The sequence below is a fragment of the Acidobacteriaceae bacterium genome, from assembly GCA_028283655.1.
In the GTDB taxonomy this organism is placed as follows: domain Bacteria; phylum Acidobacteriota; class Terriglobia; order Terriglobales; family Acidobacteriaceae; genus Granulicella.
The window spans coordinates 137334-150246 of the sequence record JAPWKE010000003.1 but is presented as its reverse complement, the minus strand read 5'-3'; the positions used below and the strand labels follow the sequence as shown (position 1 = coordinate 150246).

10 protein-coding genes are annotated in these 12913 nt (G+C 59.8%); 6 read left to right on the top strand and 4 right to left on the bottom strand.

The genetic code is table 11. The features are described from left to right. Positions 1-5: 5 nt before the first annotated feature. On the bottom strand, positions 6-3635 hold the full coding sequence (locus PW792_03425) for a TonB-dependent receptor (protein ID MDE1160981.1): 3630 nt from the start codon (positions 3633-3635) through the stop codon (positions 6-8). Positions 3636-3845: 210 nt separating this feature from the next. On the opposite strand from PW792_03425, the gene PW792_03420 reads away from it, so the two are divergent. The 6 genes from PW792_03420 (at position 3846) to PW792_03395 (ending at position 8852) form a co-directional block, all read left to right on the top strand. Continuing rightward, entirely contained in the window at positions 3846-4391 is a 546-nt protein-coding gene (locus PW792_03420) for an MOSC domain-containing protein (protein MDE1160980.1), read from the top strand. 183 nt (positions 4392-4574) lie between these two features. After that, positions 4575-6269 (top strand): hypothetical protein, encoded by a 1695-nt coding sequence (locus PW792_03415; GenBank protein MDE1160979.1) that lies wholly within the window; start codon positions 4575-4577, stop codon positions 6267-6269. A gap of 2 nt (positions 6270-6271) precedes the next feature. Continuing rightward, complete coding sequence (locus tag PW792_03410) at positions 6272-7246, top strand: polyprenyl synthetase family protein (protein ID MDE1160978.1); 975 nt, start codon at positions 6272-6274, stop codon at positions 7244-7246. A gap of 12 nt (positions 7247-7258) precedes the next feature. Further along, positions 7259-7657, top strand: coding sequence for a hypothetical protein (locus PW792_03405; protein MDE1160977.1), 399 nt, complete (start codon positions 7259-7261; stop codon positions 7655-7657). Then, a complete protein-coding gene (locus tag PW792_03400) occupies positions 7657-7959 on the top strand; it encodes a DUF59 domain-containing protein (protein MDE1160976.1) in 303 nt (100 codons plus the stop codon). The genes PW792_03405 and PW792_03400 overlap by 1 nt, the downstream gene beginning before the upstream one ends. A 29-nt stretch (positions 7960-7988) precedes the next feature. Continuing rightward, the gene (locus PW792_03395; protein ID MDE1160975.1) at positions 7989-8852 is read left to right on the top strand and encodes a class I SAM-dependent methyltransferase; all 864 of its coding nucleotides are present in this window, start codon (positions 7989-7991) and stop codon (positions 8850-8852) included. Between the two features lie 740 nt (positions 8853-9592). Here the strand turns inward: PW792_03395 and tsaE are convergent. From tsaE to PW792_03380, 3 genes are read right to left on the bottom strand one after another with little or no spacing between them, the layout of a single operon-like run. Beyond that, the gene (gene tsaE / locus PW792_03390; GenBank protein ID MDE1160974.1) at positions 9593-10042 is read right to left on the bottom strand and encodes a tRNA (adenosine(37)-N6)-threonylcarbamoyltransferase complex ATPase subunit type 1 TsaE; all 450 of its coding nucleotides are present in this window, start codon (positions 10040-10042) and stop codon (positions 9593-9595) included. Next, positions 10039-11613: an NAD(P)H-hydrate dehydratase gene (locus PW792_03385; protein MDE1160973.1), complete on the bottom strand. Its 1575-nt coding sequence runs from the start codon at positions 11611-11613 to the stop codon at positions 10039-10041. Before PW792_03385 ends, tsaE begins: the two co-directional genes overlap by 4 nt. 21 nt (positions 11614-11634) lie before the next feature. Beyond that, positions 11635-12870, bottom strand: a complete 1236-nt coding sequence (locus PW792_03380; protein MDE1160972.1) for a penicillin-binding transpeptidase domain-containing protein — start codon at positions 12868-12870, stop codon at positions 11635-11637. Between the last annotated feature and the right edge of the window lie 43 nt (positions 12871-12913).

The following is a 12913-nucleotide window of genomic DNA, read 5'->3' as shown; positions in this document are numbered from 1 at the left end:
GACGTCTAGAACACAATCTTGCCAGAGAACTGTAGTTGACGTTGTGAGTTCGCAGTGCTCGTTATCTGCCCTAATGCAGAAGGCGTCGTAGTGAGCGCACCTGGATAATTCAATACCGGATGGTTCAACGAGTTAAACGCATCAACACGCAGCTTGAACTGCAGCTCACGATAGATAGGAAAGATGCGTGAAACAGAGGCATCGAGTTGGTTGTACTTCTGTGCCTGGAACGCACTGCGCCCGGAGTCTCCAAGCGTTCCTGGCGCGGGTGTAGCAAATGCGCACGGATTGAACCATTGCGTCTTTGTGCGCACGGGCCCAGCAGGCGGCGTACATGTCGGGTTACCGGCGACCGCACCTGCTTGCCACGGGTTTCCTACAAGGTTCGCTCGTTCATACGTTGCACCGTTGCCAGTGTTGCCAATATCTCCTGCGGACGAAACGCTGAAGTTCTGTCCAGAACGGAAGACGAAGAACGTACCTACCTCCCAATTGCCGAGAAGGTAGTCCGCTACAGGCTTACCTGTAGTAATCAAACCATTCTTGCCCACGGGAATCGCGTACGAAAGTCCCAGCGTCAACAGGTGTGGAATGTTGTAGCTTGATGGTCCACGACTTCCGCGAGGGTTGTAAGGATCTTCCAGCGAAGCACCCGTCACCCCAGCCGTTCCGCCTGCACCAAAGTACTCGGAAACACCTTCATCAATAGCCTTGCTCCAGGTATAAGCGAGGTTGTAACTCAGCCCTTGAGAGAAGCGACGGGTCAGAGTCACCTGCAGAGCGTTGTACGTTCCGTTGCCGCCGGAGTGGTCATACTTCACAGGAATGATGTAGGGGTAGGGCTGCCCTGTTGGGTTGTTTCCAGGACCGTTTCCGTAAGCGCCAGGATTCGCGTTGTACTGCGCCTGGCGTGTTGCAAACGAAACAGTAGAAAGCGTACCTGTGTTGTAGTAGCCGCCGAGATCAAGACGATGCGACTCCGATCCAACATAGTTCATCTCGAAGATCGTTGAACGCCCAAGTTGCTGCTGAAAGCCAAGATTGTATTGCACGGAGTAAGGGTTCTTCGTCAGAGGGTCAACGTTATAGTTCGAGTTATTCGATCCAAACGGAGTTGCGCCAGGGAAGATGCCGGAACTCGTACCGAAGGGGTTCTGAGCCGTCGTATACGCCGAAGTTCCCGGCGTGTTCAGACTGCTAACGGCAAGCGTGCCGATGTCCGGCCACGAGCCTTGAAAGTTCTGCGCTTCCTGCGTGACACCAGACCAGTTATCAAAGACGATGCCAAAGCCTGCACGAATAGCCAGCGTAGAGTTCGCAGCATAAGCCATACCTATGCGTGGCCCAACATTCGTCTTTGTGCCGTGGATGATGTTGCCATGCGGAGAGACAACAACATGCGGCGGCAGAACCGCAGACGGCAGGCATGGAGCTGCTCCACGCACAGCACATGTAGGCGGCGCAACCTGCAAAATATAGGTACCGTTATTGAAATCGAAATCACCGGTCTCAATGCTGCCCTGCTTGCCGACCGAATCCCATTTCCCGTACTGCGGCCACACCGTTCTGTCATAACGAAGGCCATACGTCATCGTCAGCTTTTGCGACAACTTCCAGCTATCCTGCAGGTAAATGCTCGCAACGCCACCGATACGAAGACTGATATTTACGTTGCGCTTGTTGGCTGCGTTCGGTTGATCGAGCAAGAAGTCAGCCAGGCCAAGCCCCGACTGCGCGCTGACAGCAGAGCCACCTGTCCCCGCAAGAGATCCTGGATTACCGGCGAAGTTTGCCGTGGACGCACCGCTGAACGTGATCGTTCCCTGACGAATAATGCTGCCGTAATTGAACTGGTCCCACCCACCGCCAGCCTGCATCGTATGACGCCCGTGGGTCTTCGTTACGGAGCCAAGATACTCGTGGATATTCGTAAGGTTGGCCGAGGGGCTATTGGTTTCACCACCGCTAAAGCCGCCGGAAACAGACAGAATCGGTGCTACCGTGATGCCATCGATGTAGCTTTGCGAGTACGCCGGATCCATGCCGTAAATGCCAGTGATATTGGCAATGTCGAAGTGAGTCGTTCCATTCGCACTAATGTGCGAACGTCCGTACTGCACCTGTGCTGTCAGCGTGGGGCCAAAGACATGTGTCCAGCTAACGCCATACTGTTGCGAGTCCAACGTGGAAGCTCCGAAGAGATGCGGAAGACTGGAGGCGCTCGAGCCGTCTGACTGGAAGGCAGAGTAACGAGCAAAAAGAAAGTCGTGATCGCCGAGATGCTGATCGATACGCGCCGTGTAGTTGTAGGTGGACTGCCGCGTAGGCGTAGTAATTTGCCCGTTGTCTACAGTTGGGGAGATTCCAGGAATCGTAATCGGCGGCCCGAAGACAGCATTCACAAACGCGACCGCGTGAGGATCAAGCAGGGATACGGGAATTTGATTGCCCGCGAATGCAGGACGATTTGAGTTCGCGTTTGCCGTGCCGGTAGGGTTGTAGAGCTGGCACTTTGACGTGGCCAGAGCAGCTGCCGTTCCCAGTGTGCACCCTGTTGTAGCGGGACTGAAATCAGCAAACGCTAAGTTCTGCGGCCCACCCCACGTACTCTCGCCAAGCTGTGCTGCCGTTGGCTGCAGGTAATAGGACTGTGCCGCCTTGCTGTAATGAAACCCTTCAAAACCAACTTCGAAGAACGTTTTGTTGCGGCCGTTGTAAATCTTCGGAAGCAACACAGGGCCGCCCGCCTGCGCACCAAACTGGTTCTGGTGATACTGGTTCGTCGCCGACGGAAAGTATGTGTGAGCATCAAAATCGTTGTTGCGAATAAACTCCCACGCAGACCCGTGTAACGAGTTCGTACCACTCTTGGTGATGATATTGACGACACCACCAAGAACCTGCCCGTACTGCGCATCATTGTGCGTGTTGATCTTGAACTCCTGCACCACATCAATGATCGGCGGCACAGCGTACTCGTTGTAGTGGCTATTGTTGTCGTTGATGCCATCCACCAGATACAACGTCGAACGATTGTTCTGACCGTTGATTGCTGGAAACTCAAAGCTGCTACCGCTGTTGATCGCCGCTCCGCTGCCGCCAGCGTTCTGCCCCGTACTGATCGGAGTCGCGCCCGGAGTTAGCTGTAGTAACTGAGTAAAGTTACGCCCATTGAGCGGGAGATTGTTTACCTGCTGCGTGCCAATCACCGTACCGAGTTGCGCGGTGGTGGACTCCACCTGTGCACCTTCGGCCTCTACCGTAACGCTCGTCGCGACATCACCTGGCTTGAGTGTTGCTGCGATGTTCACTTTTTGATCGACCGCAACTTCAAAGGCAGCAAACTTCTGCGTTTGAAACGACGCGGCTGAAATCGCCAGCGTGTAGCGCGCTGGCGGCACTCCTGCAAACGTGTAATCCCCTGCGTTGTTCGACGTTGTTTCGCGAACAACATTCGTATCCACGTTCGTCAGCACAAGCTTCGCGCCGGGAAGACGAGCCCCTGAAGCGTCAGAAACACTGCCCACCACACCAGCAGAGGAACTTTGTGCAGCCGCTCTTTCCCCGCCAGTGAATGCAACGAAAAATACTGCCATGACGACCCACGTCATGATGCTGCGCCACTTGAAAACCATCGCACACTCCAGCCCGACTGAAAATTAGCCGTCTCAAAGACCTGCGGATACTACGGAGAGGGGAAACAGAGTGTCAAGATAATTTTTCATTGGCTGTGAAGTAATTTCATATGTAATAAATTTGCTCGTCGTAAAAATTACGCCCCTACAGCCCCTCCAGAAGCCTGCGCAGACTGCTGAAGGCGCGATGATTCCAGCTAAACTACTTCCATGACTGCCGCCATAGAGTCCGTCAGCCTTAGTCCTGCGCATGGTTTCAGCAAGCAGCCGCGCAACAGCATCCGCCTTCTCACTGGGGAAGGTGTCGAAGGCGACGCACACTGCGGCCGCTTCATCCAGCACCTCTACCTGCAGCGTAAAGACCCGACCACACCCAACCACTCGCAGGTTCACCTCTTCGCCAGCGAGATGCTCGACGAACTTCGCGGCAAAGGCTTCGCTGTCGCCGCGGGAGAACTCGGAGAAAACGTTCTCACACGCGGCATCGACTTACTCGCACTGCCCACCGGCACGCGGCTCTACCTGGGCAACAAAGCCGTCGTTGAACTCACAGGCCTGCGCACGCCTTGCCACCAGATTGACAAGCTACAGAACGGCCTGCAACAACACCTCTGGGGAGACCGCGAAGCCAGCGGCAAGCGCAGCCGTAGAGCGGGCGTCATGAGCATCGTGCTCACCGGCGGCGACGTCCACGCAGGCGACCCGATGCGTGTTGAGTTTCCTCCTGAACCGCATCAGCCGTTGGTGCCGGTTTAGGACGTTGTCAGTTGTCAGTGAAGGCTAGAACCATCCCTCCCACAGCTGTCATTCCTCACGCAGTGAGGGATGTACGCATCGACTGCGAAGCTATCGCTCCAGCTTACGTTCCTACTTTCCTGCTCTCCTGCTTTCCTGCTCTCCCCCTCCCCTCAACCGCCACGATCTACACTCTAATCACCCATGCCGCAGCCACTGTCCAACCAACGCAACGGCCACTGGCTGTTCGCCGCAATCCTTCTCGCGGCCTTCGCCACGCTGCCGCTCTGGACCAACGGCAGTTCCTGCGGCCATGACATAGCCTTCCATACGGAAAGTTGGCTCAACGCCGCCAGCCACTTTCGCCACGGCGACTTCTTCCCTGCGTGGAACGACGCAGCCGCATGGCACGCCGGCGAACCACGCTTCCTTTTTTACCCGCCGCTCTCGTGGACGCTCGGCGCGCTCCTTACACTCGTGCTTCCCTTCGGCATCGTGCCTGCGACGTACACCACGCTGGTTCTCTGCGCCGCCGCTGCCAGCATGTACGCGCTTGCACGCCGCTTCGCTCCAACACACATTGCCTGCTTTGCCGCCGTACTTTACGCTGCGAATCCGTACATGCTCTTCACCGCATGGGAGCGCACCGCTTTCGCCGAGCTTCTCGCTGCCGCATGGATGCCATTGCTCCTGCTCGCCGCGTGGCAGGAACGCCCACGAGCCTGGTCACTCGCCTGGCCGCTCGCGCTGCTCTGGCTCACCAACGCCCCCGCAGGTGTCATCGGCACATACGCTCTCGTGCTGCTCGCGCTGCTGCGCCTCTGGCGCGAACGCGATGCCGTCCGAGCCACACTCATAAGCTTCTCTGCCGGACTCCTCGGGGGCCTCGCACTCGCAGCCTGCTATCTATTGCCCGCAGCCTACGAACGCCGTTTCGTCTCTATCGACATGGCCGTTATCCCCGGCCTCAGTGTCGCCAGCAACACGCTCTTTGCCCACGACGGCGACGCCGCACACGACTTCGTCAACGCGCAGGTCAGCCGCATCGCGATCGCCCTGCTCATCGCCGCAGCCATCGCCCTGCTCGCGGCCCTGCGTTCACCGAAGCTGGCCCTTCCGAAACGCATCCAACGCTCCACGCTCGCCATCACCCTGCTCATCGCCTTCCTGCTGACGCCGTGGTCGCTCTTCGTCTGGCGTCATCTGCCCGAACTTGCCTTCCTGCAGTTCTCCTGGCGTCTGCTCGCGCTACTCGCACCGGTTGTGGCGTTGCTATGCGCCGCAGCGGTCAAGCTACCCCAGCGCTGGAGCCTTCCGCTAGCCGCAGTCGTCGCCTGCGCCCTCAGCTTCTCGCTCGCGCCGCAGTATCTTCAGGGCTGCCCCATCCACGAGCGCCCGCAGGATGTTGCCGAGCTTTATCGCAGCGCCCACGGCACCCAGCCCACCGATGAGTACACTCCACTCAACGCCGACAACGACCTCCTGCGCTTCGACTCGCCCGGCTGGTGGCTCACCACCGATCCGCAGGCCTTCGCACCCGATACCCTGCCCAACCCGAACGCAAACGCTCCAGACGTCGACTTCGGCACGCCTCCGCCCGAGCAGACGCTCTCACAATCGGCCCCGGACCATCTAGAACTCACTGCACCAACGCCGAAAACGCTCGTGCTCAACCTCCGCGCCTACCCGCGCTGGCTCATTACCCGCAATGGCGCCCCCGCGAAGACCATCAGGCGTAACGACGGACTCCTCGCCGTAGAACTTCCTGCCGGACGCAGCACCATCGACATCCGCTGGCAAACTCCGCCCACGCGCTGGCTGGGTCTGGGCATTTCCCTGCTCGCACTTCTGCTCTTTGCCGTCAGCAGTCGGCTCCGTTCCCGTAGAATCACACTGTAAACATGTCCGTCGACGTTCAATCCCTCCTGAAGTCCGGTGTCCTCGTCACCGACGAAGCGCTAGAGCGCCTGTTGCCCGCGGCCACCACGGCGCCGCACTCCATCCACCGCGCCATGCGGCACTCCACCTTCGCCGGTGGAAAGCGCCTCCGCCCCATCCTTGCGATGGAAGCCGCGCGTGCCGTCGCCGGAACGCTCCCAGAAGGCGCTGTCGAACTCGGCGCTGCCCTCGAGATGGTGCACACCTACTCGCTCATCCACGACGATCTTCCGGCGCTCGACAACGACGACCTCCGCCGCGGCAAGCCCACCTGCCACGTCGTCTACGGAGAAGCCATCGCGATCCTCGCGGGCGATGCCCTGCAGACGCTCGCCTTTCAGACCATCGCGCAGCTTCCCGCCTCCCCGCCCACGGTCGTTGAGATCCTCCACGACTTCGCCTTTGCTATCGGCACAGGCGTCGGCCCCACGCCCGGCTCGGACCTCCCTGGCGAGTTGCCTCCCGGCATGATCGGCGGCCAGGTGATGGATATCGAAGGCGAAGGCCAGAAGCCCACCGCTTCGCTCGTTGAACAGATTCACAGGGCCAAGACCGGCGCGCTCATCACCACCAGCATCGTCACCGGCGGCCTGCTCGGCCTCGGCTACTGCCTCGCGCAGGGCAAGACCGCAGGTTTCACCTGCACGCACGCCGACGCCATCAGCGCTCTGCGTACCTTCGGCGAAAAGGCCGGGCTCGCCTTCCAGATCGTCGACGACGTCCTCGACATGACGCAGACCTCGGAAGAGCTCGGCAAGACCGCAGGCAAGGACACCGCGACCGAAAAGTCCACCTGGCCCGCCGTCTACGGTCTCGAGCAATCCATCAAGGACGCCGAAACCCTCATCGCCGACGCCTTCGCCGCACTCGCTCCCTTCGGCCCTGCAGCCGAGCCGCTCAAGGCGCTGGCCAGCTACCTCGTCGACCGCAAGCACTAAGGAACCGCTCCCATGACGCTCAAGCCGCGACAAATCATTCTGCTCGTCATCGTCCTCGCCCTCGGCGCGTGGAACCTCTACCGCTACCGGCAGGCGAAACATCTCACCACCGCCGCTCCCGCAGATGCCTCCACGCAGTCCCAGCAGCTCTGGGCAGCGTTTGACAACGCCGCCAGCCTTCGCGACGCGCCGACGGAGCAGTTTTCTCCAGCATTCAAAGCGCTCCAGAGCGCAGAAGCGGCCGTCCCTTCGCCGAACCTGAAAGTGAATGCTGATCTGCTCGCCGACGTTCGCGGCTGCAAGACCTGGCTTGAGTTCTACCGCTCGCACAAGAACGACCCGTCCTGGCAGGAGCCGCTCTCACACCACCTGAAGGGCTGCACCGAACAGCACCACGACACGACGGCCTAATGACCGAAGCCGACCTCCTACTCGCCCTGCGCGACTGCTTCGATCCCGTCTCGCGCCAAAATATCGTGGACGCACACCTTGTGCAGGGCTTCAGCCTCACGCCTGACGAGGACGCTCCCGGCGTCGGCATCCCCGGCGTCCCCGCGAAGTTCATCGCTCACGTTCGCCTGCTCTCCCCGACCAGCGACGAAGGCCTGAACGCTCAGCTCTCCGCGCAGATCGAGAACCGTCTCGCGGGCCTCGAAACCATCTCCCGCACAGAGTTGAAGCTGCTTCCGCCGCTCTTCCCCATGCTCCGCTAGTCAGTAGACGGCCGTACGTCAGCTCTTCCATGAAAATCCTTAGCTTCCCGAACCCCGCGAACGATCTGCTTGTCGACCGCGCAGACGCCGCTTTCCCACAGCCGGACGCGCCGTCCTCTTACGCTCTGCCCGCAAAGCTCTACACTCTAACCACCATGCCGCCGCGCAAGAACTCCCCGATCGTCCCCGCCGTTCATCCCTTCGACCGCGACCACGGCACCGACACCTCCGGCCTCATCCCCGGCACGACCATCGCGCAGGACACAGCGCACAAGCACGAAGACCTCACGGCCTACTACGGCATCGCGCCCTCCATCCTCGAAGCACTCGCCGACCTCTGGCTGCAGCAGCTTCACCCGCAACGGCCCATTGAGCAGACCGTCTTCCTCGACGTTGGCGCAGGCAAAGGACGAGCTGTTCTGCTCGCCTCACAACTGCCCTTCCTCCGCGTCGAGGGCATCGAACTAAATCCCGAACTCGCCCGCGTTGCCACGCGCAACATCGAGCTTTGGCACAACGATCCCACCGCCGAACCGCTCGCACCCATCGTGCTGCACAACGCCGACGCGACCACCCATCCGCTGCCTAGCGCGCCCACATTGGCCTTCCTCTTCCACCCCTTTGAGGCCATGCTCCTGCGCCGCTTCCTGCGCCATGTCGAGCAGTCACAGGCCGCCGATTCGCAGCCCTTCGACCTCATCTACGCCAACGCCGAGCACGACTCCCTGCTCGACCACGATCCCTGCTTCACCCGCATCTGGCTGGGCCGCGTCCCTATGTCGCCTGACGACCATCTCGCCGACCTCGCCGAGATCGCCCAGCAGGCCGAGTACGGTTCCACCGGCGACGAACTCTGTGCGATCTACCGCTTTCACCCCCGCGGAAGCAAGTAACTCTACGCACAAAAACCTTGCAGAATAAGGCTGAAATAAATCATGGAACTTCTACGCCGCCACTGCGTATGAGTAAGTGTTGACACGAGCAACGCTGAAAACAAGCAGCCGCTCAGAGTCGTTTACCGAACGAATGTTCGATAAAAGCGCAACCGATGGAACTTTCGCGTATCCTATACGTATAAGGTTTCAGGAAGCAGAGCCAGAACGGTACGGCAAATAGCCGACACGCATCTGGCCAAGGGCTCCGAAACAATCAGTGCTTGAGACGGCCGGGTCATGATCCCGTAACTGCCCTCACTGAAAGACATACCCTGACAACCCCAAATGACTTGGGCATTCGCGCCGGGAAAACCCGTGCGTCTGAATCTTGGAGATAACTATGTACCTCGCAATGCTTACCACCTTTGCTTCGCTGACCGTGTTCCTTCCTACCTTCATCGGTATGCGTGATCGTTCGAACGCTGACTGGCGTTCGCTGTAACTCACAGTAAGGAAACACTGCAGCACCTGTAACACTCACTCAAGAAAACAAGCTGCACAGCGCGCCAGATCAAACAAGAAAATGCGCTTCCAGTAAAAAAGGAAAGGGCCGCGACTAACGTCTCGCGGCCTTTGTGTTGCTCCAAAATAGTTTTAAGCCGCACAAAACCGCCAATGCTTCCTGCTTTAGCTTTCTTGGCGTAACTTGGCGTTCGTCGCGTGTTGGCGTCTTCTTTTTCGAACCGCTGCTCTTGCGACTAATCCCGCCAGTGAACCAGCAGCAGGCGTTCGTTCTCTTCCTCGCCCTGCTCCATAAAGATCTCCGCATCGGCCCGCTCCATCACGGACGCAAAGCGGTCACCCCACTCGACCATCACCAGCGTATCCGGCTCTTCCATCAGCTCCCACAAGCCGATTCCCTCAAGCTCGCGCTCTTCTTCCAACCGATACAAATCGAGGTGAAAGAGTCTCGTCTTCCGTCCGCGATACTCCTGCACCAGCGTGAACGTAGGGCTGGAAACCTCGCTCACATCCGCGCCGATGGCCTGCGCCATGCCGCGCACCAGCGTCGTCTTCCCTGCACCCAACTGGCCACGCAGCACAACAAGCTTCGGGGCCAGCAGAAGCTCCGTCATCATCTCGCCCAGGGCAAGCGTTCCATTCACGCTGCGCGTACGCAGCCGCTTCTCGCGAGTCCACTCTCTCATCGTGCCGCCAGTCCTGTAATCCATGTCACGCCGCCGCCGTCCACCGAGCGCGATTGAAACGCCTCGCACAAGTGCGTCGCCGTGTCCGTTGCGAGCACCGTGTGCTCATCCTGCGCACGGCAGGCGAAGTCTCCCGCCAATCCGTGCAAGTACACCGCAGCCTCCACGGCCTCGGCCACACGCTCCGGAAACTGCCCCACCATCGCCGCAACGATGCCCGTGAGAATGTCTCCCGAGCCGCCCTTCGCCATGCTGGGGTTGCCGGTTGTGTTCACGGCGATGCGCCCATCGGGGTGCGCCACCAACGTCCGCCAGCCCTTCAGCACCAGCGTCACACCGTTCTCCGTGGCAAACTTCCGGGCCAGCCCGACGCGATCTGCCTCGACTTCCTTCACGGTCAGCCCGGCCAAACGACCCATCTCGCCCGGATGCGGTGTCAGCACAATCGTCCTTGGCTTGCCTTTGGCCTTGCCTGCATCGACAGCCTCTTTGAGCAGCGACAAACGCCCGGCCACAATATTCAGCGCGTCCGCATCGAGCACCATCGGCAGATCGACCTCAGAAACAAAGCGCTCCACAAACGCCTTCGCCTCATCACTCGTTCCCAGCCCGGGTCCCACTCCCGCCACGGTAATGCCCTTCGTTAACGCGTCAAAACTCGTAGTCGAAAGGTCCAGCGGAGCCATCATCAACTCCGGGGCAATCCCCGCCACGAGCGGCAGAATCTCGCGCTCGACCGCTGCCGTCACCAGCCCTGCACCGGCTCGCAGCGCTGCCAGGCTTGCCATCGACGGCGCGCCAGCCTTGCCGTACGCTCCGCCCACAATCAGCACATGTCCGAAACGGCCTTTGTTTGAGTTGATGTCACGCGGCTTCTCCGTAATCGCCTTGCTTTCGCCTGTCCATGACAGCTTTGCCTCGGAGACGATCGCATCGGACGGCGTTCCAATCTGCGCCACAACCACCGGGGCGAAGACCTCCGGAGCCGTCAGATGACCGAACACATGTGCCAGCTTCGGAGCAGCAAACGTCACAACAGCATCCGCGCGAAACGCTTCGGGAGTCTTCTCTTCCAGCGAATCTGCACTCCATCCACTGGGCAGGTCCACAGCCAGCACCGGCAGCGGCAACTCATTCACCAGGTCGCGTGCCATCGCTGCCATCCCACGCAGCGGAGGTTTAAATCCTGTACCCACCACAGCATCGACGATCAGGTCAGCATCCTCCAGCGCCTCCAACAGATCGTCAATATTCTCGACTTCGATCTTCGCAGCCTCGCCCGCGTTCTCCCACGCAGCCAACGCTTCACCCTTCAACTCACTTGCACGCCCCAGCAACGCGATGCGCACATCGCCGTAGCCTTCCGCGAGTTCAGCCGCAGCCACCATGCCATCGCCGCCGTTGTTGCCTTTGCCCGCCAGCACCACGATGTTGCGACGCTCGGGAAACTGCTCGCGCACAAACTCGGCGACAGCGTGACCGGCGTTCGCCATCAACTCACTGATCGAAATACCAGCTTCAACCGAACGGCGATCCGCCGCGGCCATCTCTTGTGCAGAAAGAATCTTCATTGTGCCTCGTAGGATGCGTTGTTACTGACCAACAGCCTGCGCCGCAGGAGCGGTCGTGGTCTGCGAAGGGGCCGTGCCACCCGGTGCAAAGTAGTTGCGTTCCAGCATCGCCTTGTAGAACACACCGGTCAACTCCGCCGCACGCGGCCCGGCTACATTGTGATCGCCGTTCAAGAAGATCACCGTCACGATGCGCCCCGTCGGGGCTTCGCCATAGCTTACAAACCAGCCATAGCGCGTTCCGTTGTTGGAGCATGTGCCCGTCTTCCCCAGTACTGGGAACGACACGAAGCTCGCATGAAGCCCACGCGCCGTGCCATAGTTCACCGCACCCGCCATGCCCGGCAGAATCTCCGGCACAATGTTCTTGATGTCGACTAGGCGCTTCACCTTCGGCTGGAAGTCTTTCACTTCTTCCTTCGTCGTCGGGTGCTGCAGATAGTAGAGCGTGCCGCCGTTCGCAATCGAGGAAACCAGCGCGCCAAGCTGCAGCGGCGTCATGCTGATCGACTCGCCAAATGAGCACATCCGGCCTACGCCCCCCTGCGCCTGCGGCAGCGGAACGTCAGGATACGTCCCTAGCTGTTCACCGGCAATGTTGTATCCAGCCAGTTCGCCCAGCCCAAACTCATTCGCGTAGTGCTTCACACGCTCAAACCCAAGCGCTCGCCCCAAAACCTCAAAGTACAGGTTCACGCTCTTCGCCAACGCATGGGTCAAGTCCAGCGAGTAATGCCCACCAAGACTCACCGGCGTATCAGCCTTGATCAGGCCTTCCTTCAATCCCGCCAACGCGACCATGACCTTGATCGTCGAGCAAGGCTCCGCGCCTGCGCTTAGCGCCAGCTTCTGGTTCACCATTGTCAGAATGCGGCCGCTCGAAGGATCGATCGCCAGCACCGTGCCATTCATATTGCCCAGCGCTTCAATCGCAGCCGCGCGAACAACCGGATCTTCCCCAGCAGTCACATCGCCTTCACCCTGCGGCGTCGTCACAAAGCTCGATGTATAGAAGCGTTCCGCGTGAATATGTGCCCTGGGATGCAGGGCCACACCAGCACGGCGTGCACCACGCGTTGTCACATGCTTCGTCGCGCTGTGTGTTCCGCTGCTGTGATGCTTCGTAGCCGTCGTCGCCTTGGAGTGATGTGGAGCCGCAGCATGGGCATGACGGCCAGCCGTCGACTTATGACTCTGTGCCAGCAACGGTGTCGCCATCGCCGCCAACGCCAATCCAGCCGCCATCCAGTTCCGCATGAAGCCCGTCACCCTTCGTCCTCGTACTCTATTTAGACGCGCT

Excerpts from the sequence above, each read along its gene's own strand:
- PW792_03425 (MDE1160981.1), bottom strand. The coding sequence starts at position 3,635 with ATGGTTTTCAAGTGGCGCAGCATCATGACGTGGGTCGTCATGGCAGTA.
- PW792_03420 (MDE1160980.1), top strand. The coding sequence starts at position 3,846 with ATGACTGCCGCCATAGAGTCCGTCAGCCTTAGTCCTGCGCATGGTTTC.
- PW792_03415 (MDE1160979.1), top strand. The coding sequence starts at position 4,575 with ATGCCGCAGCCACTGTCCAACCAACGCAACGGCCACTGGCTGTTCGCC.
- PW792_03410 (MDE1160978.1), top strand. The coding sequence starts at position 6,272 with ATGTCCGTCGACGTTCAATCCCTCCTGAAGTCCGGTGTCCTCGTCACC.
- PW792_03405 (MDE1160977.1), top strand. The coding sequence starts at position 7,259 with ATGACGCTCAAGCCGCGACAAATCATTCTGCTCGTCATCGTCCTCGCC.
- PW792_03400 (MDE1160976.1), top strand. The coding sequence starts at position 7,657 with ATGACCGAAGCCGACCTCCTACTCGCCCTGCGCGACTGCTTCGATCCC.
- PW792_03395 (MDE1160975.1), top strand. The coding sequence starts at position 7,989 with ATGAAAATCCTTAGCTTCCCGAACCCCGCGAACGATCTGCTTGTCGAC.
- tsaE (MDE1160974.1), bottom strand. The coding sequence starts at position 10,042 with ATGAGAGAGTGGACTCGCGAGAAGCGGCTGCGTACGCGCAGCGTGAAT.
- PW792_03385 (MDE1160973.1), bottom strand. The coding sequence starts at position 11,613 with ATGAAGATTCTTTCTGCACAAGAGATGGCCGCGGCGGATCGCCGTTCG.
- PW792_03380 (MDE1160972.1), bottom strand. The coding sequence starts at position 12,870 with ATGCGGAACTGGATGGCGGCTGGATTGGCGTTGGCGGCGATGGCGACA.